The organism is Ignavibacteriota bacterium (assembly GCA_016212665.1).
In the GTDB taxonomy this organism is placed as follows: Bacteria; Bacteroidota; Ignavibacteria; order UBA10030; family SZUA-254; genus FW602-bin19.
Window position 1 is genome coordinate 34,698 of record JACREZ010000009.1, and the last position, 22,678, is coordinate 57,375.

Annotated in this window: 23 protein-coding genes and 1 riboswitch; of the genes, 12 read left to right on the top strand and 11 right to left on the bottom strand. The window is 42.6% G+C overall.

The window, feature by feature from the left end; genetic code table 11:
- Positions 1–67 precede the first annotated feature (67 nt).
- Positions 68–174: riboswitch (TPP riboswitch) on the bottom strand.
- A gap of 123 nt (positions 175–297) precedes the next feature.
- Complete coding sequence (gene rpsT / locus HY960_03035; protein MBI5214707.1) at positions 298–582, top strand: 30S ribosomal protein S20; 285 nt, start codon at positions 298–300, stop codon at positions 580–582.
- Between the two features lie 215 nt (positions 583–797).
- On the opposite strand, the gene HY960_03040 is transcribed toward rpsT, so the two are convergent.
- From HY960_03040 to miaB, 7 genes are all read right to left on the bottom strand, one after another.
- Entirely contained in the window at positions 798–1,088 is a 291-nt protein-coding gene (locus HY960_03040) for a GIY-YIG nuclease family protein (GenBank protein MBI5214708.1), read from the bottom strand.
- Between the two features lie 122 nt (positions 1,089–1,210).
- Positions 1,211–1,729, bottom strand: a complete 519-nt coding sequence (locus HY960_03045; protein MBI5214709.1) for a hypothetical protein — start codon at positions 1,727–1,729, stop codon at positions 1,211–1,213.
- Positions 1,730–1,735: 6 nt separating this feature from the next.
- Complete coding sequence (locus tag HY960_03050; GenBank protein MBI5214710.1) at positions 1,736–3,253, bottom strand: glycosyltransferase; 1,518 nt, start codon at positions 3,251–3,253, stop codon at positions 1,736–1,738.
- A gap of 200 nt (positions 3,254–3,453) precedes the next feature.
- Positions 3,454–3,957 carry an LptE family protein gene (locus tag HY960_03055; GenBank protein MBI5214711.1) on the bottom strand — a complete coding sequence of 168 codons (504 nt, stop codon included), beginning with the start codon at positions 3,955–3,957 and terminating at the stop codon, positions 3,454–3,456.
- On the bottom strand, positions 3,951–5,114 hold the full coding sequence (locus tag HY960_03060; protein MBI5214712.1) for a sigma-54-dependent Fis family transcriptional regulator: 1,164 nt from the start codon (positions 5,112–5,114) through the stop codon (positions 3,951–3,953). Before HY960_03060 ends, HY960_03055 begins: the two co-directional genes overlap by 7 nt.
- Positions 5,114–5,950 carry an SPOR domain-containing protein gene (locus HY960_03065; protein ID MBI5214713.1) on the bottom strand — a complete coding sequence of 279 codons (837 nt, stop codon included), beginning with the start codon at positions 5,948–5,950 and terminating at the stop codon, positions 5,114–5,116. The genes HY960_03060 and HY960_03065 overlap by 1 nt, the downstream gene beginning before the upstream one ends.
- On the bottom strand, positions 5,947–7,305 hold the full coding sequence (gene miaB, locus HY960_03070) for a tRNA (N6-isopentenyl adenosine(37)-C2)-methylthiotransferase MiaB (protein MBI5214714.1): 1,359 nt from the start codon (positions 7,303–7,305) through the stop codon (positions 5,947–5,949). The genes HY960_03065 and miaB overlap by 4 nt, the downstream gene beginning before the upstream one ends.
- Before the next feature lie 196 nt (positions 7,306–7,501).
- Here miaB and HY960_03075 point away from each other — a divergent pair, with 196 nt between their 5' ends.
- From HY960_03075 to HY960_03085, 3 genes are all read left to right on the top strand, one after another.
- Entirely contained in the window at positions 7,502–7,774 is a 273-nt protein-coding gene (locus HY960_03075; protein ID MBI5214715.1) for a hypothetical protein, read from the top strand.
- Between the two features lie 69 nt (positions 7,775–7,843).
- Positions 7,844–8,509, top strand: a complete 666-nt coding sequence (locus HY960_03080; protein MBI5214716.1) for a hypothetical protein — start codon at positions 7,844–7,846, stop codon at positions 8,507–8,509.
- 243 nt (positions 8,510–8,752) lie between these two features.
- Complete coding sequence (locus HY960_03085; protein ID MBI5214717.1) at positions 8,753–11,110, top strand: hypothetical protein; 2,358 nt, start codon at positions 8,753–8,755, stop codon at positions 11,108–11,110.
- A gap of 441 nt (positions 11,111–11,551) precedes the next feature.
- Here the strand turns inward: HY960_03085 and HY960_03090 are convergent, their stop codons facing one another.
- From HY960_03090 to HY960_03105, 4 genes are all read right to left on the bottom strand, one after another.
- Entirely contained in the window at positions 11,552–11,860 is a 309-nt protein-coding gene (locus tag HY960_03090) for a nucleotidyltransferase domain-containing protein (protein MBI5214718.1), read from the bottom strand.
- Positions 11,839–12,225 carry a HEPN domain-containing protein gene (locus tag HY960_03095; GenBank protein ID MBI5214719.1) on the bottom strand — a complete coding sequence of 129 codons (387 nt, stop codon included), beginning with the start codon at positions 12,223–12,225 and terminating at the stop codon, positions 11,839–11,841. Before HY960_03095 ends, HY960_03090 begins: the two co-directional genes overlap by 22 nt.
- Before the next feature lie 195 nt (positions 12,226–12,420).
- Positions 12,421–13,431, bottom strand: coding sequence for a DUF1684 domain-containing protein (locus HY960_03100; protein ID MBI5214720.1), 1,011 nt, complete (start codon positions 13,429–13,431; stop codon positions 12,421–12,423).
- The gene (locus tag HY960_03105; GenBank protein MBI5214721.1) at positions 13,428–13,829 is read right to left on the bottom strand and encodes a hypothetical protein; all 402 of its coding nucleotides are present in this window, start codon (positions 13,827–13,829) and stop codon (positions 13,428–13,430) included. The genes HY960_03100 and HY960_03105 overlap by 4 nt, the downstream gene beginning before the upstream one ends.
- Before the next feature lie 124 nt (positions 13,830–13,953).
- Here HY960_03105 and HY960_03110 point away from each other — a divergent pair, with 124 nt between their 5' ends.
- The 8 genes from HY960_03110 (at position 13,954) to HY960_03145 (ending at position 22,606) form a co-directional block, all read left to right on the top strand.
- A complete protein-coding gene (locus HY960_03110) occupies positions 13,954–17,172 on the top strand; it encodes a PD40 domain-containing protein (protein ID MBI5214722.1) in 3,219 nt (1,072 codons plus the stop codon).
- Between the two features lie 55 nt (positions 17,173–17,227).
- The gene (locus HY960_03115) at positions 17,228–17,467 is read left to right on the top strand and encodes a DUF433 domain-containing protein (protein MBI5214723.1); all 240 of its coding nucleotides are present in this window, start codon (positions 17,228–17,230) and stop codon (positions 17,465–17,467) included.
- Positions 17,467–17,820 (top strand): DUF5615 family PIN-like protein, encoded by a 354-nt coding sequence (locus HY960_03120; protein MBI5214724.1) that lies wholly within the window; start codon positions 17,467–17,469, stop codon positions 17,818–17,820. Before HY960_03115 ends, HY960_03120 begins: the two co-directional genes overlap by 1 nt.
- A 47-nt stretch (positions 17,821–17,867) precedes the next feature.
- Complete coding sequence (mazG, locus tag HY960_03125) at positions 17,868–18,647, top strand: nucleoside triphosphate pyrophosphohydrolase (GenBank protein ID MBI5214725.1); 780 nt, start codon at positions 17,868–17,870, stop codon at positions 18,645–18,647.
- Between the two features lie 111 nt (positions 18,648–18,758).
- On the top strand, positions 18,759–19,478 hold the full coding sequence (locus HY960_03130; protein ID MBI5214726.1) for an esterase family protein: 720 nt from the start codon (positions 18,759–18,761) through the stop codon (positions 19,476–19,478).
- A gap of 4 nt (positions 19,479–19,482) precedes the next feature.
- Entirely contained in the window at positions 19,483–20,430 is a 948-nt protein-coding gene (locus HY960_03135) for a hypothetical protein (GenBank protein MBI5214727.1), read from the top strand.
- A gap of 14 nt (positions 20,431–20,444) precedes the next feature.
- Positions 20,445–21,575, top strand: a complete 1,131-nt coding sequence (locus HY960_03140) for a carboxylate-amine ligase (GenBank protein MBI5214728.1) — start codon at positions 20,445–20,447, stop codon at positions 21,573–21,575.
- 11 nt (positions 21,576–21,586) lie between these two features.
- Positions 21,587–22,606, top strand: coding sequence for an aminopeptidase (locus tag HY960_03145; GenBank protein ID MBI5214729.1), 1,020 nt, complete (start codon positions 21,587–21,589; stop codon positions 22,604–22,606).
- Positions 22,607–22,678 lie beyond the last annotated feature (72 nt).

Sequence of the window (22,678 nt, forward strand, 5' to 3'; positions counted from 1 at the left end):
TTTCAATCAAACACAAAATAAAAAGCCGTTATCCTTTTTACCAACGTGGTAAAATGAATGACGGCATGAAACTCGTGTTCAATTTCCCTACGCTGGCATAATCCAGATCAGGTGATAAGGGTATAATCTCAGTCCCGTTCGACTCTGTCGAACGGGACACCCCAAAAATTCAAAGAGCAATTTTTGACTGCGACAATATACGCGGACGAATCTCGGTTTACAAATTGGTTTTGTAAGTTTCTCGGAAATTCCTATATTTGCAGGCGTTTTTAGAAAAATCAATAGAATAGGAATTTAATGCAACGACATAAATCAGCCCAAAAGCAGGCAAGAAAAGCAATTCGGAATCAGGTACGCAACCGCCGTGATAATTCAATAATGAACACCGTGGTAAAACGAGTTACTGAAACGAAGGAATTAGACAAAGCAGTAACCGCTCTCAACCGTGCGTACAAAATCTTAGACCAACTTGCGGCAAAGGGTATCATTCACAAAAACAAAGCGGCTCGACAAAAGTCTCAGTTAAAGAGACTCGTCTCTTCCTTACAACCTGCGGCTGTTGCCGCGACTCCTGCCGCGTAATTAAATTTAAATCTTTTCACCGCTCATGCGGTAAATAAAAAGTCCCGTCGAGTACGGGACTTTTTATTTAGACAAGATGTACCGTCCTTCTGAATCCTGCTTCAGAGGGATGAAGAAACCAGATTTTTTTGAATTTAGCACTTAACCGGTTTTCTGGATTCTTCGTCACCCGCTAAAGCGGGATTCCTCAGAATGACAAAGCTTTGCTTGGTTATTTAATCATACCACCCTTCACTCAAATCTTTCCACTCGGGATTTATTGATTCAATTAAAGCGAGTTTCTTTTTTCTGACCCATCCTTTAATTTGTTTCTCTCGTGCTATTGCCGCGTTCACATCAATAGTATCCTCGAAGTACACTAATTGATGAAGTCCATATTTAGACGTAAATCCTTGAATCAATTTATGTTTGTGTTCATAAACTCGACGCTCAAGATTGTTTGTCACGCCCGTGTACAAGGTACCGTTTCTCCTGTTCGTCATTATGTACACATAATAATTCTTCATCAGTCCATAAAAGAGAACGGTGTCATTCTGAATCCCCCGATTTATCGGGGGTGAAGAATCCAGATAACTCTACAAACGTTTTGGATTCTTCGCTTCGCTCAGAATGACACTCGAAAAGTGTATTACAGTTTCTTCTCCAACTCCCCTATTCGTTTCTCAAACTCGCCGCGATGTTCCGGTTTCATCTCGATGAGTTTTTCGTATGCTTCAATCGCTTCAACAATCAATCCTTGCTTCACATAAATTTCCGCAAGCGTGGGACTGACAAACTCTCCCTGAAACTCAATCATTTCCTGTGACTGTTTGGGTTGTTCCTTTGCCGATTGAAGAGGTTGAACCGGTACATTCGTTTTTTTTGTCTCCCATTCATTCTTCAAGATGAAGAGTTGCTCAGAATCCGGGAAGATTGCTCTCGTCTGTGAAAGCGTTCTCAACGCCTCTTCAAAATCCGATTCAGCGGCAAAACATTTTGCAAGGACAATGTATCCCGATGCGTATTTCGGGTACTGATTGATTCCATTTAAACATACATCTTTTGCTTCGTTCACGTCACCATGTTCGAGCAACATGTAGGCAAGTCGTGCAAAGAGAGGAGAATCGGAGCGGCGCATAACACGCGCCTGAAGTTCATCAAATTCCATAATGTCTTATGAGGCTAATACTTCTACCTGATTTGTTTCTAACTTTTGTTTTCGGGCGGCAAGTGCGAGACGGCGTGCGGTAAATGCCTGACCAATCGAAAGCCAGCCGACAAACCCGAATCCCATTGTGTATAATAATTGAAACGGCACGGCGGCAATTTCTAAATAATAAATCGAAGAACCGACGCCGAACAAACAATAAATCGAAAGCAGTGCTTCGATAACAACGGTGAAACTGAGTTTGACAGGCACATAATGTTTTCCATGCCACTTGTCTTTCTTATCAACGATGCGATACTTCGGGGTGCGCACGAACTCGGATTTCTTTTTGAAAATTCCTTCGATGACTGCCCGTGTATTGTTCACCGCAAAACCCATGCTTCCCGCCATGAAGAGAGGAAACAACAACATCCGCCTCTGCCAATCGCGATAGACAGCTTTCTGTGAATACATGTAAAACAAAAATGAACCGAGAAACGCCAGCACAAACACCGCCATGATTCCGAAATACATTTCGTACCCGCCCTGATGTTTGATGTAAATGAGCGGCACATTTAAAATTCCCGTTAACAAAATAAACGGGAAAACAACGTTGCCGGTGAGATGAAGCGTCGAAGCCATCTTTTTGTTGAATGGCAATTTCGATTTCCACACCATCGGTAAAATCTTTCGTGCAGTTTCCACGGCGCCTTTTGTCCACCGGAACTGTTGCGTTTTCAACGCGTTGATTTCCGAAGGGAGTTCTGCCGGCGATGTAACATCATTGAGGTAACGGAATTTCCATCCGCGTAACTGAGCGCGGTAACTCAAATCCAAATCCTCTGTAATCGTATCCGCCTGCCAGTTGCCTGCATCTTCGATGCACGATTTTCTCCAGATTCCTCCTGTTCCATTAAAGTTCAAAAAGAATCCTGCTTTGTTCCTCACATTTTGCTCGATAACAAAATGCGCATCGAGCGACATTGCTTGTGCGCGTGTCAAAAGCGAATAATCAACATTGATGTGTTCCCACCGCGTCTGCACCATCCCGATTTTTTCATCCATCAAAAAGTAGGGCATCGTTCTCATCAGGAAATCAGGATTCGGAACAAAGTCCGCATCGAATACACCAATGAATTCTCCCTTCGCTGTCAGTAAGCCTTCTTTCAGCGCGCCCGCTTTATATCCCGAACGATTTGTTCGATGGACAAGCGTTATGTCGTGCCCCATCTGACGATACCGTTCGACTTCTTCCGCGACAAACTCCGTTGTTTCATCCGTCGAGTCATCCAGTACCTGAAACTCAAGTTTCTCTTTCGGATATTTCATCTGCACGACCGCTTCAAGTAAACGATGGACAACATACTTTTCGTTGTACATCGGAAGTTGAATGGTCACCATCGGGAATTGTGTCAGTTCAGGCGGCGTCTCCATTTTCTTGTTCCGATACTTCAAATAATAATAGACCATGATGAAGCCGCTCGAGCCAAACATGAACAAGAGCGTTAACGAAACGAAATATACACCAATTACTGTATCAGCCATTTATTTTTTAGAATCAATTTACTCAGTGTGTGTTTGAATTTCTAATTTGTAAATCCGAAATCCTAAACCCCGAAGGGATCCCTTTGGGACAAATTCGAATATCTACTATCGAAAATATTAGACGCGAATGAAATAAGTTTGAGAATTCTCGTTTAGGATTTGTTTAGGATTTTGAAATTCGATATTAGGATTTATTAGTGTTACCACCCCGAAACAGTATCAAGCAAAATATCTTCTGTCAATTGTTCGATTGCGGTTGTGATAGCGGCTTGCTTTGCAGATGGACCACCGGAAATATCGTAGTCAGCGTAGCGGGAGAATTGCTTTTCCCAGATTTGCTTCTTCATTTTTTGGTCACGGTAGAGAACCTTCACGTTCACTGTAACGCGGTTCTTTGTTACCTGCTCGCCTTTTGTTAATACCGCCGGTTCATTCGGCATTGAAGTGATTGTTCCTTCAAGCAACGCATCTGCAGTTCGCTTATCCGCAAGTTGGAAATTGTTATCGCGTATAAAACTTTCCTGCAACTTGTTCGTCAGTTGTTCCCGCAGATTCGGTTCTCCCGAACCGCTTTGGTCATCGAACAAAGGAATTGCAATCGTCTTCAAATGCGGCGGAACGCTCGCACCCGTGAACGAATAGCAACCAACAACTAAACCAACTAAAACTAACAATAAAAAACTAAAAACTAACTTCGCTACCATAGGTTCTCGATTCCATACTCCTTCGCCCGACGATACAACGTCCGCTCACTGATGTTCAACGCTTTCGCGACCAACTTTCTGTTCCCATGATATTTTCTCAACGCTTCGATAATCATCCGCTTTTCCATTTCTTTGATTGGAATTACCGATTCGTCTAAGTGCGATGAATCTGCAGGTGGCGCATCATGCGAGTTCTCAACATCAAGCAGAGGCATCTTCACTATCATATCCTGATTGACATACACAGGTTTTTGCAACATCTGTTTGATTTCCATGATGTCGTTCTTCACTTCAAGCAATGCGCGGTAAATTAATTCGCGTTCTGCTTGTTCAGGAGATTTATTTGTTACAACTGGTAAATTTCGCGTAGGGGGATAATAAAGACGTAAGTACCGCTTCACACCATCAGATTCTATCCGTACTCCGCCACCTAATACAAGCAAACTTTCAACAACATTTTTTAGTTCTCTTACATTCCCTGGCCATGAATATGCCTCTAGTGTTTCAATCGCCTCCTCTGAAATACCCCCAAACTGATAACCTTTCTTTTCTGATAATTGCTCTGTAAAATATTCGATCAAAGGTCGAATATCCTCTACACGCTGACGCAGTGCTGGGATATTGATGTTGATTGGGCGTAAGCGAAAATAAAGGTCTGTACGAAATCTCCCGTGACGTACTTCAAAATTTAGGTCTTTATTCGTTGCGGCAATCACCCGTACATCCACTTTGCGCGGCGTAGCGGAGCCGACTCGCATGTACTCACCGCTTTCAAGAACGCGGAGAAATTTCACTTGTGTTCCGAGAGGAAGTTCCCCAATCTCATCAAGAAAAACTGTCCCGCCATCAGCAAGTTCAAAATATCCCTTCCGTGTTTCTGAAGCGCCGGTGAACGCTCCTTTTTCATGTCCGAATAATTCGCTCTCGATAATTCCTTCGGGAATCGCTCCGGCGTTCACGGAAATCATCGGCTTGTTTTTTCTTGAACTTGCTTTGTGAATAGCCTTAGCGATGACTTCTTTCCCGACTCCGCTCTCCCCTGTTATCAACACAGTAATATCCGTCGGTGCGACTTGTTGAATCACATGGACAATTTCTTTTATCTCCAGCGATTCACCGACAATCCCAAGTTCTTTTTGTTGAGACTCGCTGTTCATCACCGTTCAATCACCATTGAACTTAAACCAAATTTTGACTTCACTTCTTTCGATGCTTTCTCTGCATCGTCACGTGTTTTATATCCGCCAACCCACACTTTGTACAAACTCTTTCCGTTCTGAACTTTGCTTGCGACTTCTACCTTGTACCCTTTTTCTTCAAAACTGCTTTTCACTTTTTCTGCATTCACCGATGTAGAAAACGCGCCAACCTGCAACGTAAATCTTTCCTGACTTCCTTGCGGCTTAATTTCCTGTTCGTTCGTTTTTTTCGTCTCTGTTTTGTTTGATTGCACTTCGGGTTCCTTCGCAACTGTCACCGGTTTATCAACTTTCGGCAAATCCGATTTCGGAACGCTCTTCACATACGGCGATTCGGGATACTCTTTTGCAAGTTGTTGAAGTTGAGCGCTTGCAGTTCTGTATAAACCCATCGCATAATTGTATTGATACAACCGGTACAACGCATCATCCGCCCACTCGCTTTTCGGAAAGTTGCTGAGAATGGTTTGATAAAATTGCTTCGCCTCATTCGCATTCGTCGCCAATCTCCCTTGAAGATACACCACACCCGCATCGTTCTGATATTTCGTGATCAGTTCAGGCAGAAGAGACTTGACTTCATTCACTTCACCCTTCTCTAAGAGTTGGATTGCCTGAGCCACTTCGTTCTTGTTTTGAGTTTCGGGTTTTGAGTTTTGTCCATAGAGCGTTGAGCAGTGAGCAGTGAGCAGTGTAAGGTAAATTATTAGGAACAAAGTACAACAACGAACTGCCAACCGACAACCGTCAACCAAATGATTAATGACCAATGACCAATGACGAATAACGTTCACGCGACTGCCACCTCCAATTCCTCAACAACACTCTCAACTTCACCGAATAACGTCCCCGAATTGGCGCGAACAATTTTCACATTGATATAATCACCAACATTGAAATTACCTTTCGGAAACACCACCATTTTATTTCCGTCCGTTCTTCCCTGCCAGTCGTCAGATGATTTCTTACTTTCCCCTTCAACCAAAATCTCAAATATCTTGCCGACGAGCGCTTGATTATTTTCAAGCGAAACGCGTTGTTGCAATTCTACAATCTCATTTATGCGTTTTGTTTTGATTTCTTCACTCACATCATCAATCATGGTGAACGCAGGCGTATGTTCTCGCGGAGAATACTTGAACATGTATGCGCCATCGTACCGTACTTCTCTCATCACGTCAAGTGTTTTCTGATGGTCTTCTTCCGTTTCCGTCGGGAATCCAGTGATGATGTCGGTGGAAAGACTTGCGTCGGGAATTTCTTTTTTGATTTTCTCCAACAAGCGCATGTAATGTGCGCGGTTGTACGTCCGGTTCATCAATTCCAAAATTCTATCCGAGCCGGATTGAATGGGAAGATGAATAAACTTGCAGATGTTCGGATACGAAGCAATCGTCTTAATCAGTTTGTCCGACATATCCTGAGGATGCGAAGTTGTGAACCGTACACGAATCGAAGAATCAACTTCAGCAACAGCTTTCATCAAATCAGCAAAATCATCATTCCCGTCACGAAACGAGTTCACGTTCTGTCCGAGCAATGTCACCTCTTTGAAGCCACGCGCGGAAAGTATTTCCACTTCCTTCACAACGCTTTCCACTGTTCGACTTCGCTCGCGCCCACGCGTAAACGGCACAACACAAAACGTACAGAATTTATCACACCCACGCATTACCGTAATCCATGCGCTGATTCCATCGGTACGTAACGGTGCAAGGTCGTCATACGTTTCCACACGGGAGAGCCGCACGGCAATTCCCTTCTCGCCATCCCACGCCTTGTTCACAAGTTCCGGAACTTTCCGGTATTCATCCGGACCGACAATCAAATCAACAATCTGTCCGACACTCTTTGCTTTTTCTCCCGTCAGTTTATCGCGCAATCGTTCCGCCATGCAACCAAGCACGCCGACCACAACCTCCGGTCTCTCTCTCTTTAATTGCTTGAACTTCCCAAGCCGACCATACACACGTTGCTCGGCGTTCTCTCGCACGCTACACGTGTTCACCAAAATGACATCGGCATCGGAAATCGAATTGGTAATGTCGTAGCCATCCTTATCGAGGAGACCTAACACCAACTCCGAGTCCGCCACGTTCATCTGGCAACCGTATGTTTCAAGATAGACTTGTTTCTTTTGTTCAGGCATAGAAAAGTTTTCCCGATGAGCAGATGGCTATCGGGAAGTAAAATTGTTTAATTCGTTCGTATTCGTGGTTTGATTTCAAAAGTTCGGTACAAAGATATGGAAAATGTGACAGATAGTCAAACGGGTGACGGAATGACATTTGAAAGTTCATAATTATTAAAATCAGCCTGAAAATGCACGATATTACTTTAGGGAAATGATTTCCTCCTTCGAGGGAAACTTCCCCTCCTTGAAGGGAAACTTCCCCTCCTTGAAGGGAATCTTCCCCTCCTTGGAGGAAATCTCTCCCTACTTTGAGGGAAACTTCTCCTCCTTGGAGGAAATCTTCTCCTCCTTGGAGGAAATCTTCCCCTCCTTGGAGGAAATCTTCCCCTCCTTGGAGGAAATCTTCCCCTCCAACGAGGGAATCTTTTCCTTCAACGAAGGAATTTTTTTCCTTTACTATAAGTTTATACATCACACTAAATAACGGATTATGCTCTGCTTGCAGGCATAACTTTTTTTCAAATAATTAAAATAATATAGGAAGCTTAGTTATATGTCAATTCCCAAATTTAGAAACATGTCAGACGAACGGTTTAACACAACTGTCACGGAAATTAAAAAAGAACTTGTTGATAATTCCGGCGCGTATCAGATTACTGATACTGACAAACAGGCTGTTGATAATGACACCAATACGTGGAGCGGAGATTATGGAACGCATCTCAGCGCGCAATCGGCGGCGCGGGCGGCAACCGTGAAGAAAGATGATTCACGGGAGAAGCTCACCAAAACCATGTCATCGGTTTTGAAAAAGGTGAACCAAAACGATGCAATTCCTGCTGACCAGAAAATCAAGGTTGGCATTACTCAATCGGATAGCACGCCGACTGCATCGCCCAAACCTTCCACTCGTCCGATGTTCCGTATTGACACAAGCACACACCTGCAACATACCATTCACTTTTTTGATGAGACCACTCCCAAGAGCAAGGGAAAACCGAAGGGTGTTCTTGGCTGTATGATTTATCGGAAGATTGGCGGACCCGCACCGGTGGATGAAACAGAGATGAGCTTTTTAGTCCTTGATACTGCCACGCCGTACGTTGTCACGTTCAATGCCTCGGATGTCGGCAAGACGGTTTACTATCTCGGTTGGTGGCAAAACACCACCGGACAGCCCGGACCAAAAACCGAAATCGTCAGCGCAGTGATAGCATAAGAATAAATTTCTTGTGCGATGAAATGGAGTCCACCTTCCGGTGGGCTCCATTTTTTTTGTTTTTTGTTTGATTGAAAAGAGGAATGGTGTATATTTGCTGAAATCAAGTATGCAATTCCAATTCTGTACTTGTCGGACAGAAATAAACTTTGAATTTTATCGTAGTAATAGATTTTAGATATTACCAGAAAATGCTTTAATGTTCACAATCACATAAACTGACATTGCTAAGAAAAAAAAACAATGATGCAACTTAAAGACCTCTGTTTAGCTTTGGTTCATTGCGAAACCGAAGATGAAATAATTGAAATTTTGAAACGGGAAAAGTATTGGGACAGACCAGAGAATTGGCAACTGTTCGGTGATGACGAAAACAATTATTCAATCATCGGCAATCAGCAGAACAAACCTGAATCAGCAATAGTTGAAAAGATAATAAACTCTGTTGATGCAATGCTCATGGGAGAATGTTTACGCCAAGACATAAACCCCGAAAGTCAAGATGCACCGCAAAGTATCAAAGATGCTCTTGTAAAGTATTATCAAATCTTTGACGGAAAGTTGACTAACATTTCTCCAAAAGAGAGAAGTAAGTTAGCGGAGAACATTGGCTTTGTAGCAACAGGACAAAAGACAAACCCTAACTATGCAATTTTTGATAGCGGTGAAGGACAATCTCCTGCACGACTTCATAGCACAATTTTGTCAATTAGAAAATCAAATAAACTTCGTATTCCTTTTGTACAGGGTAAATTCAACATGGGAGGAACAGGAGTATTTCGTTTTTGTGGAGAGAGAAACATTCAATTAATAATTTCAAAACGCCATCCAGGAATTGCGGAATACGAAAGCGACCCGATGAAAGATTTTTGGGGTTTCACAATAATCCGTAGAGACGACCCACAACATGGAGCAAGAAGTTCAAACTACAAATACTTAGCACCAAGTAATCATATTTTGTTTTTCCCAGCTGATGAACTTCTAATCCTTCCAGGTGATTATCCCGAACCTTACTGCAAACCTATGCAATGGGGAACTTACATCAAGTTGTTTGAATATAAAATTGGACCAGGGCTTAGAACAATTGTCAATTTTGACCTTTACAATAAACTTTCGGTTTTAATGCCGAGTATTGCTTTACCTGTGAAGCTTTACGAGCGAAGGAAAAATTATTCTGCTCACACTTATGAAACAATTCTTTCTGGTTTATCAGTTCGTGTAGATGAAGACCGCTCAGAAAATATTGAAGATAATTTTCCAACTTCAGGTTCAATGACTGTTAGCGGACAGCAAATGAAGTATTCAATTTATGTTTTCAAAAAAGGAAAGCACGAGAAGTTCACTAAAGACGAGGGAATTGTGTTTACAATCAATGGTCAAACTCACGGTTACATATCAAAACCGTTCTTCAACAGGAAAGGAGTTGGACTTAGTTACTTAGCAGAATCAATTCTAGTAATTCTTGATTGTTCAGATATTGACGGTAGAGCAAGAGAAGATTTATTTATGAATAGTCGTGATAGGTTAAGCACGTGCCCACTTAAAACGGAAATTGAAAATGAGTTGGAAGATGTGTTAAAGAAACATCCTGGATTAGGAATTTTGAAAGATAAAAGACGCAGAGAAGAAATAGAAACAAAACTTTCAGACCAACAACCCTTAACTGAAGTTTTACAGAATCTTTTAAAAAATTCACCAACACTTTCAAAGCTTTTCGTTCAAGGTTTGAAACTTATAAATCCTTTCAACACAAATAATGCAGGTAAATCTGAGGAGTACAATGGCAGAGATTTTCCGACAATTTTTACTTTGACCAAAAAATTCAATCACGAAAATCCAAAGCAAGCACATCAGAATAGCAAGTTCAGAGTTGAGTTTAATACTGATGTTGCTAATGATTACTTTGACAGAAGTAAAGACCCAGGCACTTTCAAACTTTTTGTGAATGGAAAAGAATCTGAAAACAGGGACATCAATCTTTGGAATGGTAACGCATACCTAAATGTTTTGCTAGAGAATTCTAAAGTTGGAGACCTTGTTCATTTCAGAAGTGAAGTAAATGATATTAGCCGAGCAGCACCGTTCACGGAAGAATTCTATATTAAAGTTATTGAGCCACTGAACAAGCAACAATCAAAAGGAGGAAAAAGAAAGCCACCTGCATCAAATCAACCAGGTGACGAAACAAAAAAACCTGACGGTTTTGCTTTACCAAATATCATTGAAGTTCCAAGAGAGAATTGGACTACTCAAGGGTTCAATGAAAACTCAGCGTTAAAAGTTAAGGATAGCGGTGAATTGGGTTACGACTACTTTGTAAACATTGACAACATTCATTTGCTTTCAGAATTAAAAGCAGCGAAGAACACAGAGATAAGAGCTATTCAAGCCAAGTATAAATTTGGACTTGTGCTTATCGGACTTGCATTAATTAATGACAATGACAAGGAACAAAAAACAGATGACACGGACGACAGTGAAAACATCTTTACAACAATTGAGAAAATTACTAAAGCAATTTCACCTGTAATTATTCCGATGATTGATACATTAGGTGCGTTGGAGATGCAAGACCTTATCGCTTCAATGCCAGAGGAATAATAAATTGTAATCAGACAGTTTCGAGGACGGAATTTTAAACTTTAAGGAAATAGATGAACAACATTTCATCTTCGTGAACAAAACTTTGATAGCAAAAGAAGAAAAAGAATTCAGCGACTTTCTCAAGAACGGAAGGCAAAGTTAAGTGAGAAATGAACTTTGAGAATAAAAACGCAACATAAAAGATAGCGGCTTAATGCCCCGCATACATCTTCACCCCCGCCCCATCTTTTCTCGATAACGAGAATTAAACTGTTACTTGCTTGTGTTTGCTCTGAATACGCTTCTTGATTTCGCGTACCTCATCCTGTATCTTCTTTATTTGTTCTTCTGAGGATAGATGTTTTGTTGTTTCATAATTTTCTTCGCGAATCTTATGAAGGAGGGTCATTATTTTAGGGTCATTCATATTCTTGTTCAATAGCGTACAACACAAAAATCTTATCTTACAATTGATTTCCCATATTTCAGTATCTCACACGCCAACGGGTTAGAATAGGTAAAATCCTGTTCCCGGAAAGGATGTGGTTCAATTCTGCTATCAATACTTCTTCGTAATCGCATCAACTCTAAAAATATTTCAAGTGTATTATCATACTCTTTGAAGACAACAGCAATATCTATATCACTATCATCATGATAATTGCCTCTGATATAGGAGCCAAATAAATAAACACGGACGCTATCGTATTTTCTATTAATACTTTCCGCATACCGTTTGGCGATGGTTAAAGCTTCTCTATTATCCATGTTCTAAGTAGGGTTATTTTATCTATCCATTCTTTAGTGAATTTCGGAGTGCATTGTTTGTAAAATTCGTTTTTGTAATCATCGTATCTTGCCTGAATATTAAACGAGGTAATCGTATCAAGCCAATCTGAATAATCATCGTCTAATGCAAGATTACACAACTCAGCTAAACGATAAAGATTATGAATGAACGGTGCATGTTGTTGATGAATCTTTACATACCGCGCTTTCAATAACTTTTCTATCGAAATATGTCCAAGAAATAAAGCCCAATGGAATGATTGAGATTCAAACAGTCTCATCATTGTTTGGTAATCACCCTCAGAAGTTTCTATCCAATGATTATAAACTTTATCAAAGTCAATATTTACAAGTTTGTTTACCATAGTAAATGTTAGGTCAAATATACCAAGAAAAATGATTTTCTTTATGTAACAAAACTCTATTATTTTACTCCTACGGAGATTATTTGTGTTTCCCTTTCATTCCTACAATAACATCACCCCGTTGGAGTTGAATAATGCATAACATCAGATAAATCACTAACCAGCACTCGCCTATCAGAAGTGCTGTGAGTACATCTTCTCTCCCGCCTCAACCCGCATTGACAAATGATTCTGTCTCGGAGGAATCGGACAGGTAGCATACGGAGTGAAGACGCAGGGCCAATTGTATGCTTTGTTAAAATCAAGAATTACGTTTCCGTTCGCATCAGGTAAATCGCAATACAGTTGGCGTCCGTTTCCATACGTTTCTTTTCCGCTTGTTTCATCGGAGAACATGATGAATAATTCCTTCGCACCCGGTTCCTCAATCACTGCATCGAGCCGGTAACTTTGTCCATCCAGATCAAACACAATTGCGCCCGGGCAGGAATCATTCACCACCGTTCCGATCTGTGTTGATATTGGAATCAATTTAGCCGGAGTGTACGGCTCAAACTTCGCTTCGATTCTCCATTTCGGATTGATAGGAAAATATTCCATTCCCTTGAAATTCACACGAGCAGAACTTTCTTTGTCTTTCAACCGAACGCCGAATTGTTCTCCTCGCTTTATCACATACAAGATTAAAGATTCAAGATTCATGATTGTAGGATTTGTTGTTCCCTCTCCATCCGATTGTATGGTAGAGTTGATAACCACCGAATCCTTAATCTTCAATCCTAAATCCTGAATCGTTTCCAACCGGAGATTTCCTTTTTCTAAGTATATCGAACCAGCATACTTCGGTGCTTTTCCTTCGGGTAAGATAATTGCATTTGCAGAATCGCTTCCAAACTTGTTCTCTCCTTCTTTCAGCCAGAACAAACCAATCAACGTGAGCCAACTATCTTCTCTGCGGAGTCGTTCATCGCGTTCTTTCTGCCATTGCAGAATTTCTTTTTGATATGCTTCCGGATTGATTTTAGTTTTTTGAGAAGAGCATCCTGCAATCAAAACAAGAAGAACAAATGTCATTGCCACAAAAAACCACAACGACGTCATGCCGAATTTATTTCGGCATCCATTTTTTTCACAATTGGTTAGATTCCGACATTCGTCGGAATGACGACTTATTATCTTACTCATTGACTTTCCTTCATTTGCTTCCGCATCTCCATCCCCTTCACAATCACATAGGCAAGCAACGCGAAGATGAAAAACAACAAGAGCATCCACGCGACACTTTGCATTGTGCCGATGATGGTACGATAGAGTTCAAGCACCCAGCGTTCGTTTGTGAGTTCGAGAATGACGCCTTTTTCGGTTTGCGGCGAAATGTATTTTTCCAAATCCCACACACGGACGCCGCCGGAAATTCCAACGACATAAATCGCAAAGACGATGTACTTACTCCATGCGATAAATATATCTTCCGCAACAAGGCGTTGCAGAATTTTGTCAACCGGCTTTTTGAAAATGGCGCCGACGATAAAACAGACAACAAAAGAAACAATAAAATTGATGATGAGAAGCGTAATAAACATGAGCGAATTCCTAATTTGTCGGCACAAGTGTAAGAAATTTTTGTGTGCCTTCCAATGTTGCTTGCATCGTTCAATCTCCTTATCTTCATGGGCATTTTTTCAATTATTTATAGAAAGCCAAACTATGATTCGCCGCCTCATTCTCGTTCTTTGGGGGATTTTTACGCTTCTCTCCTCTCTCGTCAGTCAACCCGCCAAACCTGATTCGTCCAAAAAAGATGAGTCGAAAAAGGAAGAAAAGTGGGACATCGCGACGAAACACGGACCTACGACTGACATCGAATTCGATACAGACGAAGGAACCTGGATTTCCGTTGATGTTTCTCCAGACGGCAAACAAATCGTATTTGATTTGCTCGGTGATATTTACATCATGTCGAGCATCGGAGGAAATGCAACGTTACTCGCTGGCGGTTCAGCGTATGAAGTTCAACCGCGCTTCAGTCCAGACGGGAAAAAGATTTCCTTCACAAGTGATAGAGACGGCTGTGACAATATTTGGATTATGGACACGGACGGGAAAAATCCGAAACAAATCACAAAGGAAAAAGAACGACAGACAAACAACGCTGTCTGGTCGCCGGACGGAATGAACATTATCGCACGAAAACATTATCGCAACACTCGCTCGCTCGGCGCAGGGGAAATGTGGATGTATCACATCGGCGGCGGCGACGGATTGCAACTAACCAAGCGTCGCAACTGGGAACAAGATGCAGGTGAACCGTGCATTTCTCCCGACGGACGCTATCTCTATTACAGTGAAGATGTGAGCGGCGGCGGCGGCTTCCAGTACAACAAAGACCCATACGGAGTTATTTATGTTATCCAGCGGCTCGACATGGAAAAAGGTCGAACCGAAACATTTATCTCCGGCGCAGGTGGTTCATGCAGACCTCAGGTTTCTCCTGACGGAAAAACAATCGCATTCGTGCGTCGCGTTGGGTTGAAGTCTGTGTTGTATTTGTTCGATGTTGAATCGGGAAAAGAAACTCCCATCTACGATAATCTCAACCGTGACGCACAGGAGACTTGGGCAGTCTTTGGTGTACATCCCGGATTTGCGTGGATGCCTGACGGAAAAAATATTCTCATCTCCGCGAAGGGACATATATGGAACATCAATATCAAGAACAAAGACGCGACACAAATTCCTTTCAACGTTCATGTGAAGCAAACAATTACAAACGCTGTCCGATTTCCACAGGAAGTTTCTCCTGAAAAATTTGATGTGAGGATGCTTCGCTTTGCAACAGTTTCGCCTGATAAGAAATCTGTTATCTACACCGCGCTCGGGAAATTATGGATACGCCCGTTGCCGGAAGGAACGCCAAAACGCTTGACGAACGATGAAACACGCTTCGAACTCTTCCCTGCATTTTCTCCCGACGGGAAATGGATTGCTTACACAACTTGGAACGACGAAGAACTTGGCACTGTTTGGAAAATCAAAACAGATGGAAAATCTCCTACTAAACTTACAACCGAAAAAGGACATTTTGTCGAGCCGTCATTTTCATTCGATGGGAAGAAAATCGTCTTTAGAAAAACCGGCGGTGATAACTTACGCGGCAGAACATATTCAAAAGAACAGGGAATCTATTGGATGTCCTCAGACGGCGGCAAGGCAACGCTTATTACAGAAGAAGGTTCCACGCCGATGTTCAACAAAACCGGTGAGAGAATTTTCCTCAATTCAAATGAAGGAGACAAGAGCGCACTCGTCAGCGTTGGATTAAGTGGCGAACAGAGACGAGTTCATCTCACCTCCGATAATGCAGACCAGATTGTTCAATCGCCCGATGAAAAATGGGTTGCGTTTACTGAACGGTTCAACGCATACATCGCCGTCTTTCCAAAAACTGGACAGGCAGTCAATATCGGTCCGAACACTTCGGATTATCCTGTAAGGAAAATCTCCCGAGATGCGGGAACATATCTGAACTGGTCATCTGACAGCAAAACAATTTATTGGACGCTCGGTCCCGAACTGTTCAGCAGAGATGTAACCAACACATTCAAGTTTGTAGAAGGAGCGAAAGACAGCGTTCAGGAAAAGCCGGACACTTCCGGCATCAACATTAGTTTCTCTGCCCCCACAGATATTCCTTCCGGTTCGATCGCACTGACAGGTGCAACTGTCATCACCGCGAAAGGTGATGAAGTGATCTCGAACGCGACAATTCTTGTCGAGCGAAATCGTATCAAAGCGATTGGCACTTCATCAAGTGTCACCATTCCTGCAAATGCAAAGAAGATTGATGTCTCTGGAAAATATATCATGCCCGGAATGATAGATGTTCACGCACATATCGGAACGGGAAGCAGTGGTATTACGGCGCAATCACATTGGGCGTACTATACGAATCTCGCTTTCGGTGTCACAACCACTCATGACCCGTCAAACGGAACAGAGATGGTATTTACGAATTCTGAGTTGCAGAAAGCAGGCGCATTGGTCGGACCGCGTATTTATTCCACCGGTTCGATTTTATATGGAGCCGAAGCGCCGTTCAAAGCGATTGTAAATAATCTTGAAGATGCGAAATCGCATTTACGAAGATTAAAAGCAGTCGGTGCGTTTTCGGTAAAGAGTTACAATCAACCGCGCCGAGATGCGAAACAACAAATCATCGAAGCGGCACGTGAGCTGAAAATGATGGTTGTTCCTGAAGGCGGCTCGACGTACTTCTGGAATATGAGCATGATTCTCGATGGGCACACCGGCATTGAACACTCGATTCCGGTTTCGCCCTTGTACAAAGATGCGACGACTCTCCTTTCAAAAAGTGAAACGTACTATACGCCAACGCTCATTGTCAGTTATGGTGGATTGTGGGGAGAAAATTATTGGTACATGAAAACCAACGTGTGGGAAAACGAACGATTGCTGAGATTCACTCCGCGAGATGTGATTGAGCCGCGCTCCCGCCGCAGAATGATGGCGGCAGAAGATGATTGGAATTACATCGAGAATGCAAAAGCCGCAACCGTTGCCGCAAAAGCAGGAGCGAAAGTAACGCTCGGCGCTCATGGACAATTGCAAGGACTCGGCGCTCACTGGGAACTCTGGATGTTCGTGCAAGGTGGAATGACCCCCCTTGAAGCAATACGATGCGCAACGATTAATGGCGCGGCATATCTCGGTCTTGATAACGACATCGGCTCGCTTGAAACCGGAAAACTTGCCGACCTGATTGTGCTTGATAAAAATCCATTACAGGAAATTCGTAACAGTGAGGCAATTCGGTATGTCATGCTTAACGGAAGATTGTACGATGGTGTAACGATGGATGAAGTTGGAAATCAATCAAAGAAGCGTGGGAAGTTTTGGTGGGAATAGAAGTTGGTATTTTTGTTATTTAAGGAATTTCTCTACCTTGAAATGGAATTGACTTATGAATTGGCGAGAACATATACATTCAGATAAATCGGTTTTACTTGGCAAACCAACAATTAAAGGGACACGATTATCAGTCGAGTTTCTGCTTCAATTATTTGCGTCCGGTTGGACGGAACAACAAATTTTAGAGAACTATCCTCGACTGACAAAGGAAGATTTGCAAGCGCTTTTTGCATACTCTTATGAGTGCTTGCAAGATGGCCTAATGGTGGAATCACCGAGAAAAGCAGTATGATGAAACTCCTTGCCAATGAAAATTTTCCGCTGGCAAGTGTACACATTCTTGAGCAGGCGGGGTACGACATAAAGTTTATCGGAATCGAATGTCCAAGCGTTACGGATGAAGAAGTATTGCAACTTGCAATTTCTGAAGAACGACTGGTGATTACATTTGACAGAGATTATGGCGAACTTGTTTTCCGACATGGATTCCGACCTAAAAGCGGCGTGGTGTATTTACGCTTTCAATTTTTCACACCTGAATTTCCCGGAAATTACCTGTTAGATTTGTTTCAACTGTCAAATTTGAAATTTGAAAACACCTTTACAGTCATTGATAGCAACAGTATTCGACAGAGAAAGTATTAGTACTCCCCTGTTGCATTTGAACATAAAAATAAATATGTTCTTGCATCATGAATCAGGAAAAAAACTTACCATTAGCCGAATTTGAACAGTTTCTCGAAATTACCAAGCGTCTCCGGAAAGAATGTCCGTGGGATAAAGAACAGACACATGAATCTATCAAACATTACTTGATTGAGGAAGCGTACGAAGTCGTTGAGTCAATTGATAATAAGAATTGGGAAGAACTGAAGAAAGAACTTGGGGATATTTTCCTCCATGTCCTTTTTCATGCAAATATTGCCGAAGAGAATAGCGAGTTCACTCTGAAAGAACTCATCCAAACCATCAGCGACAAACTTGTACGCAGACATCCGCATATCTATGGCGATGCAAAGGTTGATGGCGCTGACCATGTCAAACAGAATTGGGAGAAGTTGAAATTGCAAGAAGGACGTGAATCCATAATTGATGGTGTTCCAAAAGCATTGTCAGCGTTACTGCGTGCGTATCGGATACAAGATAAAGCATCGAAAGTCGGATTCGACTGGAAGAAAGCGGAAGACGCGTGGAAAAAAGTGGACGAGGAGACAGAAGAACTCCATTTTGCAATCACGGAAAATAATCCGGAAAAAATCGAATCGGAATTTGGAGATTTGCTCTTTGCTTTGGTAAATTACTCCCGCTTCATCGGCGTCAATCCCGAAAACGCACTCCGCTCAACGATAGAGAAGTTTATAACCCGTTTCCAATACATCGAAAAACGAATGAAAGAAATGAACAAGGACATTCACTCTTCAACACTTGAAGAGATGGATGCGCTTTGGGATGAAGCGAAAGTTAAAGTTTAACACACCCCTTAATCCCCTCTCAAGAGGGGACTTTCATTCCCCTCCTTGGAGGGGCTATGGGTGGGTTTTCTTTGAATTGTAACAAATGTTTTATCTGTCTAAAGGAAAAGATTGAAAGAAGAATATAAAAAATGGCATACGCAGTGGCTTAGCCGCGAGTTTGAAATGATGGTGTTCGGTCATGCCGGATACCCTGTCATTTTATTCCCGACATCGAAGGCGCGCTACTACGAGAACAAAGATTTCAAACTGATTGACTCTGCCGCGCATCTCATTGAATCTGGCAAGGTGAAAATTTATTGCCCTGACGGAATTGATTCGTTGAGTTGGTACAATTACGCGATTCATCCTGCCGACAGAGTGAAAACACACCTCGCCTACGAGAATGTCCTTGTTAACGACATCATACCAATGGCGAAGAATGAAACAGGATGCAACAAAGTTGCAACAGCCGGTTGCAGTTTCGGCGGATACCATGCGGCAAATCTCGCATTCCGTCATCCTGAACTTGTTGGCTATTTGTTCAGTATGGGTGGCGCGTTCGATATCAAGCAATTCATCATGGGATATTACGACGACAATTGTTACTTCAACAATCCGCCCGACTTCCTTCCGGGACTGAACGATGAATGGCAGTTATCTCAGTTACATCAAATGGGAATTGTGCTTGGCACCGGAGAGTGGGATATGTGTTTGGACGAAAATCTCCGTCTCTCAAACATTCTCAACCAAAAAGGAATTCAACATTGGCTTGATAACCGTTCCGGCACGGGGCACGATTGGCCCTGGTGGCGAGAAATGTTTCCTCAATATTTATCACAAATAAAATAACATTATGAAAAAGATTGGAATCCTTCACGGCATGGAAGAAAGTTTTCCTGCCACACTTGTTGAGCGCATCAACTCGAAGAAAGAAAAAGATATTGTTGCTGAAGCAGTTCGAATTGACAAAGTAATTCAAAACGTATCGCAGGGTTACGCGGTCATCATTGATAGAATTTCTCAGGACGTTCCCTTCTATCGTGCGATGCTGAAGAACGCGGCTATTACCGGAACTGCGGTGATTAATAATCCGTTCTGGTGGACTGCTGACGATAAATTTTTTAACAATGCGCTCGCACTACAAGTCGGTGTCGCGGTTCCCAAAACTGTGATACTTCCTTCGAAAAATCATCCGCCGGATACGACAGATAAATCATTTCGCAATCTTGCTTTCCCGCTCGATTGGGAAGGAATTTTCAACTACGTTGGGTTCCCTGCGTACTTCAAACCGTTTGCAGGTGGCGGTTGGAAACATGTGTACAAGTTGAACAATGCCGAAGAATTTTTCAAAGCATACGACGAAACGGACCAACTCGTGATGATGCTTCAGGAAGAAATTGTCTTCACTGAATATTTCCGTTGCTACTGCTTAGATAGAAAAGATGTTCACATCATGCAGTACGACCCACGGCAGCCGCACCATTTGCGTTACGTTCAAAACCCGAAACCCGTCGAAACAAAATTGTTCAAACTTCTTGGAGATTCGGTGCTGAAACTGAACAACGCGCTTGGGTACGATTTTAACACGGTCGAACTTGCCGTACGTGATGGCATTCCCTATGCAATTGATTTTTGTAATCCAGCACCAGATGCGGAGTATCATTCCGTTGGCGCCGAGAACTTTGAGTGGGTTGTCGAACACGCGGCAGAGATGGCAATCAACAGAGCGAAAAAACATAAAGACGGAAAAATGAATCTCACGTGGGGAGATTTTGTAAAATCCGCGGCTTCAGCAAAATAGAGGAACAAGGGGTTATGGGAAAGAATCACGTTTTTACCATCGGCATCGAAGAAGAATTTCAAATCGTTGACCCGAAAACACGGGAACTTCGCTCACACATCAATGAAATTCTCGAAGAAGGAAAAATCATCCTGCAGGAACAGGATATGCAGGACCAGTTAAAACCGGAAATGCATCAATCCATCATTGAAGTCGGAACAAATATATGTTACGACATCAAAGAAGCGCGGAAAGAAGTCGTTCGGCTTCGGAGTCTTGTTGCACAACTTGCGTCGAATAAAGGATTGTGTATCGCAGCATCCGGAACTCATCCGTTTTCGCATTGGAAAAATCAGAAAATCACCGAACATCCGCGCTACAAGATGATTCAGGATGAGATGCAACAACTTGCATCGGAACTTCTCATCTTCGGTTTACATGTGCATGTCGGAATTCCTGACAAAGAAACCGGAATCCAAATCATGAATGCGGCGCGATATTTTCTTCCGCACATCTTCGCGCTTTCAACCAATTCTCCGTTCTGGCTCGGACGAAACACCGGATTCAAATCATATCGTATCAAAGTGTTTGAGCGATTTCCACGCACCGGCTTGCCGGATTATTTTAATAGTTACGGCGAATACGAAAACTACATAAACTTACTTGTCAAAACCGGTTGCATTGATAACCCAAAGAAAATCTGGTGGGACATTCGCCTCCACCCGGTGTTCAATACGTTGGAGTTCCGCGTCTGTGACTTACCCATGAGAGTAGATGAAACGATTGCTCTGGCGGCGCTTATTCAGGCAGTCGTTGTGAAGTTACATAAACTGCTCAAACAAAATATGGGCTTTCGACTTTACAGAAGAATTTTGATGAATGAAAACCGGTGGCGCGCTGCTCGCTATGGCATCAATGGGAAGATGATTGATTTCGGAAAACAGGAAGAAGTCGAAACAAAATCTCTCCTAGAAGAATTACTTATCTTTGTTGATGATGTGGTGGACGAACTGAACAGCCGTGAAGAAGTTTCATCCATCAAAACCATTTGTGAGATGGGAACCGGTGCTGACAGACAACTCGATGTCTGGTATAAAACAAATGATTTCAATAAAGTCGTTGATTACATTATCAGCGAAACATATCTCGGATTAGAATTGAATTAAAAAGGAAATTCATGCATCATCTCCTTCAGGACATTCCAGTATTAGCTGAACTTTTACAGGGCGCGCAAAATGCCGTCAACGTCTGTTTGCGGATTCAACCGGAAGAACACACCGTTATCATCACAGACGAAGAAACAATGGAAATCGCCGCGGCGCTTGCCCACGAAATTCATAGCATTGGTTCATCGCTCGACGTTTATACACTTGAAGATTTTTCAGAGCGACCGTTGCCCGGCATGCCTCAGCCAATCCTTGAAGATTTGGAACATGCGCAGGTAAGTATCTTCGCGGCACAAGCGCAGCGTGGCGAACTCGGTTCCAGAATTCAAATGACGGAAGTAATTAACCGAAAGAAAATCCGACACGCTCACATGGTGAACATCAACAAGCAGATCATGACCGAAGGAATGAGAGCCGATTTTCTTGCTGTGGATGATTTAAGCACACGGGTTGTCAACCGCGCACGGAAGGCAAAACATATTCGTGCAACGTCTCATGCAGGAACAGATATACGGGTAGAACTATCCGACCAACTCCGTTGGGTGAAGACAAGCGGAATTATTTCCCGCGATAAATGGGGAAATCTCCCCGGCGGTGAAGTATTTACTGCTCCATATAACATCAACGGGCATTTCGTTGTTGACGGAGTCGTCGGCGATTATCTTTGCCAGAAGTACGGCGATTTGAAAAACAATCCGCTCAGCATTACCATCACTGATAACCGTATTAGCAACGTTGAATGTGCAAACGATGAACTACGCGGAGAATTTCTTTCTTACACTTCCACTGATGAGAATTCAAACCGTGCAGGTGAGTTTGCCATCGGAACAAACATAGCACTCAAAGGAGTCATCGGGCATATTTTGCAGGATGAAAAACTTCCCGGCATCCACATAGCGTTTGGAAACCCGTACGGAGAACATACAGGTCAAACATGGAACTCGACTACGCATATTGATTGTGTCGGAAGAGATTTTGATATCTGGATGGATGAGGAGAAGATTATGAATAATGGAAGATTCCTCATCTGATTTTGGAATACATGCCCGCCGACGGCGGGTGCGATTGGGGATTTCGGATTTATGATTGAAGATTTTTGATTT

Coding starts and splice junctions, on each gene's coding strand:
- HY960_03055 (MBI5214711.1), bottom strand. CDS start 3,957: ATGGTAGCGAAGTTAGTTTTTAGTTTTTTATTGTTAGTTTTAGTTGGT.
- HY960_03090 (MBI5214718.1), bottom strand. CDS start 11,860: ATGGATAATAGAGAAGCTTTAACCATCGCCAAACGGTATGCGGAAAGT.
- HY960_03135 (MBI5214727.1), top strand. CDS start 19,483: ATGAAAAAGATTGGAATCCTTCACGGCATGGAAGAAAGTTTTCCTGCC.
- mazG (MBI5214725.1), top strand. CDS start 17,868: ATGAATCAGGAAAAAAACTTACCATTAGCCGAATTTGAACAGTTTCTC.
- HY960_03145 (MBI5214729.1), top strand. CDS start 21,587: ATGCATCATCTCCTTCAGGACATTCCAGTATTAGCTGAACTTTTACAG.
- HY960_03100 (MBI5214720.1), bottom strand. CDS start 13,431: ATGAGTAAGATAATAAGTCGTCATTCCGACGAATGTCGGAATCTAACC.
- HY960_03085 (MBI5214717.1), top strand. CDS start 8,753: ATGATGCAACTTAAAGACCTCTGTTTAGCTTTGGTTCATTGCGAAACC.
- HY960_03050 (MBI5214710.1), bottom strand. CDS start 3,253: ATGGCTGATACAGTAATTGGTGTATATTTCGTTTCGTTAACGCTCTTG.
- HY960_03110 (MBI5214722.1), top strand. CDS start 13,954: ATGATTCGCCGCCTCATTCTCGTTCTTTGGGGGATTTTTACGCTTCTC.
- HY960_03105 (MBI5214721.1), bottom strand. CDS start 13,829: ATGTTTATTACGCTTCTCATCATCAATTTTATTGTTTCTTTTGTTGTC.
- rpsT (MBI5214707.1), top strand. CDS start 298: ATGCAACGACATAAATCAGCCCAAAAGCAGGCAAGAAAAGCAATTCGG.
- HY960_03120 (MBI5214724.1), top strand. CDS start 17,467: ATGAAACTCCTTGCCAATGAAAATTTTCCGCTGGCAAGTGTACACATT.
- HY960_03080 (MBI5214716.1), top strand. CDS start 7,844: ATGTCAATTCCCAAATTTAGAAACATGTCAGACGAACGGTTTAACACA.
- HY960_03075 (MBI5214715.1), top strand. CDS start 7,502: ATGATTTCCTCCTTCGAGGGAAACTTCCCCTCCTTGAAGGGAAACTTC.
- HY960_03045 (MBI5214709.1), bottom strand. CDS start 1,729: ATGGAATTTGATGAACTTCAGGCGCGTGTTATGCGCCGCTCCGATTCT.
- HY960_03115 (MBI5214723.1), top strand. CDS start 17,228: ATGAATTGGCGAGAACATATACATTCAGATAAATCGGTTTTACTTGGC.
- HY960_03040 (MBI5214708.1), bottom strand. CDS start 1,088: ATGAAGAATTATTATGTGTACATAATGACGAACAGGAGAAACGGTACC.
- miaB (MBI5214714.1), bottom strand. CDS start 7,305: ATGCCTGAACAAAAGAAACAAGTCTATCTTGAAACATACGGTTGCCAG.
- HY960_03060 (MBI5214712.1), bottom strand. CDS start 5,114: ATGAACAGCGAGTCTCAACAAAAAGAACTTGGGATTGTCGGTGAATCG.
- HY960_03140 (MBI5214728.1), top strand. CDS start 20,445: ATGGGAAAGAATCACGTTTTTACCATCGGCATCGAAGAAGAATTTCAA.